2 protein-coding genes are annotated in these 4,474 nt (G+C 71.5%); one reads left to right on the top strand and one right to left on the bottom strand.

Going from position 1 to position 4,474, the window contains the following annotated elements:
* Positions 1-2,592, bottom strand: a 2,592-nt coding sequence (locus TSO5_RS31815; RefSeq protein WP_109155356.1) for a PAS domain S-box protein, incomplete at its 3' end; no start/stop codon positions are given.
* 223 nt (positions 2,593-2,815) lie between these two features.
* Here TSO5_RS31815 and TSO5_RS31810 point away from each other — a divergent pair.
* Positions 2,816-4,474, top strand: a 1,659-nt coding sequence (locus tag TSO5_RS31810) for an ATP-binding protein (protein WP_109155355.1), incomplete at its 3' end; no start/stop codon positions are given.

Genomic DNA, 4,474 nt, shown 5'->3' with positions numbered 1-4,474 from the left:
GGGGGCGGAGGGCGGCTCGGCGGCGGGGGGAGCCGGGGGGCGCAGGCGGTCCAGATGCTCGCGCAGCTCCGCCGGGTCATAGGGCTTGGCGATCAGGTCGTAACCGCCCATAGCCACGTCGTCGGCCACCACCGCATGGGCGGCGAAGCCCGACGCCAGCAGAACCGGCAGGTCGGGGCGCAGGCGCCGCGCCTCGCGCGCTAGCTCGGCGCCGTTCATGCCCGGCGGCATCACGATATCGCTGAACAGCAGGTCCAGGGGCTCCGGCCCGCGCAGCACCAGCAGGGCCTCGCCGGCGCCCGAGGCGGTGGTCACCCGGTGGCCCCAGCTGCGCAGCAGGGCGCAGCCGTTCTCGCGGATGTTGTGGTCGTCATCCACCATCAGGATCGACAGACTCGGGCGGCCGGACGGCGTTCTCGCGGGGTGGCCGGCGGTGGCGGCAGGGAAGGCGGCAGGGGAGCCGGCAGTCTCCCCGGCCATGCGGTCGGGCGGGAAATGGATGGTGACGGTGGTGCCCTGCCCCACCCGGCTGGCCAGGGTCAGGGTGCCGCCATGCAGCTCCACCAGCCGGCGGGTCAGCGGCAGGCCGAGGCCGGCGCCCTCGGTCTGGCGGTTCTCCGGGCTGGCGACGCGGGCGTAGGCCAGCAGGACGCGGCCCAGATCCTGTTCGGGGATGCCGACGCCGTTGTCGCGCACCTCCAGCAGCAGGCCGCCGTCCGGGGCGGGCGCGGCGGTCAGCGACACCGACCCGCCGGATGGGGTGTATTTCACCGCGTTGGACAGCAGGTTCAGCAGGATCTGGCGGATGCGCCGCTCGTCGCCGCGCATGTGGCGGGCGGCGGGGTCCACCGTCGCGTAGAGGGCGATGCCGGCGCGGGCGGCGCGCGGGGTCAGCAGGCGGATGGCGAAGGTGGCGGCGGCATCGAAGTCGACCGGCTCGTCGTCGAGGACCAACTGGCCGGAATCGGCGCGGACATGGTCGAGGATCTCGTTGATCAGCTCCAGCAGATGCTGGCCGCTGTCGCGGATGTTGACGGCGAAGTCGCGGTAATGGGCGGTGCCGACCGGCCCCTCCGACTCCCGCGCGATCAGGTCGGCGAAGCCGATGACGGCGTTCATCGGCGTGCGCAACTCATGGCTCAGGCTCGCCAGGAACTCGGTCTTGCTGCGGCTGGCCGATTCCGCGGCTTGGCGGGCGTCCTGCAGCTCCGCCTCCATGAACTTGCGGGCGGTGACGTCGCGCTCGACGCTGACGTAATCCTGCGGCGCGCCCCAGTCGTCGGTGACCAGCCGCACCGCCGCCTCGATCCAGATCCAGCGGCCGTCGGCATGGCGCAGCCGATAGGTGGTCTTCAGGGTCGGGCGATCGGGGGTCAGGCGGGCGAGGCCGGCGGAAAGATCGTCGCGGTCGTCGGGGTGGACGCGCTCCACCAGCGGGCGGCCGATCAGCTCGGCCGGCGGGCTGCCCAGGCTGTCGCGCGTCGCCTCCGAACAGAAACGGCGCACCCCGTCCAGGCCGATGCGGCCGATGATGTCGGTGACGCTGCGGGCGAGAAGGCGATAGCGCGCCTCGCTGGCGCGGATCGTGCGTTCGGCCTCGTGACGGCGGGTGATGTCGCGGGCGCCCACCGACAGCATGACGATGGCGCCGCTCTCGTCGCGGATCGGCACCTGCGACACCTCCCACCAGCGGGTGACGCCGTTGTGGGTGTGCTGCTCCTCGAAGCGGGTGGGGGCGCCGGCGTCGATGCAGGATTGCAGGTCGGCCATCACCTTGGCGGCGAGGTCCGGCGGCAGCAGGCGGTCGAGCGGCTGGCCCTCCGCCAGCGCGGCGCGGTCGCCCATCAGGCGCTGGGCGGCGGCGTTGGCGCAGTGCAGGGTGAAGCTGCCGTCGGGGTTGACGCGCAGGACGGCGAGGCTGTCGGCGGAGCTGTCGAAGACGGCGCGGAACAGGGCGGCGTTCTCCGACAGCGCGCCTTCGTCGGCGACGCGGCGGTGCTCCCGCGCCAGCATGGTGCCGAGCAGGCCGATGCCCAGCGTGGTGAAGGCGATCAGCGGCAGCGCCGCCTCCTCCATCACCCGCATGGCGAGGTCGAGGTCGGGCAGCAGCAGGAAGGCCAGCAGGGTCAGCGGCGTGATCGCCAGACCGAACAGCGCCAGCAGGCCGAAATTGAGGGCGCCTTTCCCGCCACCGCCCTGCCTGGCCGCGCGGCGCTCCATCGGTTTGGCCAGCAGCGGCGCGGCCAGGGCGGTCAGCAGGATGCCGGCGAGGCCGGACAGCGCGCCGACGCCGCCCAGCCACAGCCGCACCACGCCGGCGATGGCTGCCGACAGCAGCGCCGCCGGCAGGCCGCCGAACAGGCCGGCCAGCCCGACCATCGCGTTGCGCAGGTCGATCAGCACCCCGCCCGCCACCGGGTAGGCGTCCAGCATCGAAATGGCGGCGGCCGCGCCGAACAGCAGGCCGGAGAGGAGCGCGAAGGCCCGGCGTCGGCGGGCGCCGAACCGCCGCAGCACGTGGCGGTAGGCCAGCAGAACCAGCGCCAGCAGGCCGACGCCGTGCGTCAGGGCGATGACGATGCCCGTTCCCATGCTTCCGCCCTCCCCACGCCCCCGAAGCCCGACGCGAACTTTTACACAGGCAATCAAACAAGAAGAAGAAACGATTCGAAACAGTCATACCGCCTTTTTTCCTACTACTACCGATGATGGTGGCTTGACCGGCGGCGTTACGTGGCTGTCGTGTTTGCCCGGCGGTTCGGCTAGGATGGCCCGGCGAGTTGTTCGTGGTCGTCTTGTTCTCGGTGGCTTCGGCATGTTCTTGAAGATCTTCTCACGGAGCCTGGTCGCCCGAACGACGGCATCGGCGGTGTTGCTGGTGTCGGTGCTGGTCGCCGTGCCGATGATCGTGCTGATCCAGGCCGATGTGCGCAACACCCGCGCCGAACTGGCCATTCGGGCGGAGATGGCGACCCGCATCGTTCTGGAGGACGTGACCAACGCCCTGTGGGACCTCGACCCCGAAGAGGCGGCGACGGCGCTGAACCCGCTGCGCTCGATCGACAGCTTCGCCGAGGCGGTGATCCTGGGCACCCATGGCGAACGCTTCGCCGTCTACCGAAAGCCGGGCACCACCATCGGTGCGGAGGATGCCGCCACCGTGGCGGCGGTGCCGCTGACCCACCAGGATCGCAGTGGCGGCCCCCGCAGCATCGGCACCCTGCTGGTCAGGCTGGACACCGGGCCGACCGACGACGCCATCCGCCACCATGTGCTGGTGCTGGGCGGCATCGGCATCGCGGCGCTTCTGCTGGTGGTGCTGGGCGTGATCTGGGCGACGCGTGGCGTGACGCTGCCCATCGCCGGCATGACCCGCGCCATGGACGATCTGGCGGCCGGCGACGTGACGGTGACCGTGCCGGTGCGCCACCGCGACGACGAGATCGGCCGCATGGCCAGGGCGCTCGGCACCTTCCGCCAGAACGCCATCGACCTGCGCGCCGCCAAGGAACGGGCCGAGCAGGCGGTCGCGTCGAAGGCCAAGTTCATGGCCGCCGCCAGCCACGATTTGCGCCAGCCCGCCCAGTCGCTGCTGATGCTGACCGCCATGCTGCGCGCCACCGCCCCCGATCCGAAGGTGGAGGATTCCGCGCGCAAGATCGAACAGGTGGTGATGACGCTGAAGCAGCTGCTCGACGAGCTGCTGGAGGTGTCGCGGCTGGATGCCGGCGGCGTCACCGCCAACAAGGCCGTGCATGAGGTCGCCGACCTGTTCGAAGCGCTGGATTCGCAATATGGCCCGGTCGCCCGCGGCAAGGGGCTGGCCTTCGCCGTGCCGCAACACCGCGCGGCGGTGCTGACCGACCGGGTGCTGCTGCTGCGGCTGCTGGGCAACCTGATCGACAACGCGATCCGCTACACGAATTCCGGACAGGTGCAGGTCGCCTGCCTGGAATCCGGCGGCTGCCTGATTATCGAGGTGCGCGACACCGGCATCGGCATTCCGGCGGACCGGCTGGACGCCATCTGGGAGGAGTTCCACCAGATCGGCAACCCGGAGCGCAACCGCGACAACGGCATCGGGCTCGGCCTGTCGATCGTCCAGCGGCTGGCCACGGTGCTGGACCACCCGGTCAAGGTGCGCTCCACGCCGGGGAAGGGATCGGTCTTCTCGGTCACCGTGCCGCTGGCGCCGGTGGAGCGGGCCCTTACGGATGGGACGACGGACGAGCCGGTGCGCCCTGCCCCAGTCTCTGCCCCCGCCCCCGCCCCCGCCCCTGCCCTGGCTGTCGCCAATGGCGCGGTGGTGGCGACGCTGGCCGATGCGCCGGCGAAGGACGGCGAGATCGCGATCCTGGTGATCGACGACGACCAGTTCGTGCTGTCCGCCATTTCGATGTTCCTCACCACGGCGGGCCACCGCGTCGTCGGCGCCTCCACGGTCGCCCAGGGACTGCGCGCGGTGGAGGACGGC

It is taken from the genome of Azospirillum sp. TSO5 (genome assembly GCF_003116065.1).
Classification (GTDB): Bacteria; Pseudomonadota; Alphaproteobacteria; order Azospirillales; family Azospirillaceae; genus Azospirillum.
The sequence above is the reverse complement of the archived record's forward strand: the minus strand, read 5'-3'. Positions and strand labels throughout refer to the sequence as shown.